This is a genomic window from Paraburkholderia sp. RL18-085-BIA-A, from assembly GCF_046027075.1.
Taxonomy (GTDB): Bacteria; Pseudomonadota; Gammaproteobacteria; order Burkholderiales; family Burkholderiaceae; genus Paraburkholderia.
In genome coordinates, this window is the sequence record NZ_JARESU010000667.1 from 1 (window position 1) to 352 (window position 352).

Here is a 352-nt window from a genome sequence, read left to right on the forward strand (position 1 = left end):
CCAGATCGCCCACGCCATTGGCATGGACCTGCAGGGCTCAACGGTCAGCCTGGACGGCGTCTACGACTGCCGGGCTAACCGCAAGGCGATTTTCAACCGGGACACGATTCCCAACATTCCCGAAAACCCACGCGGACGTAAAACACCAAAGCGGGGCCGCAAACTGCACTTCAATCGGGACATTTTCGAGGAGCGCTTCTGGACCATCGAGCGGGTCTTCGCCTGGGAGGACAAGTTCCGGCGGCTTCTGCTTCGCTTCGAGCGTCTGAGCCCGGTTCACTATGCATTCAAGACCCTCGCTTACACGATGATCAACCTGCGGCACTACGGCTGACTATCAGCGCCGGTGCGA

Annotated in this window: 1 protein-coding gene; it reads left to right on the plus strand. The window is 59.7% G+C overall.

Features of this window, described 5'->3' with window-relative positions:
• The coding region (locus tag P0D89_RS54320; protein WP_408371604.1) for a transposase at positions 1–334 on the plus strand (334 nt) is incomplete at its 5' end.
• Positions 335–352: the final 18 nt, after the last annotated feature.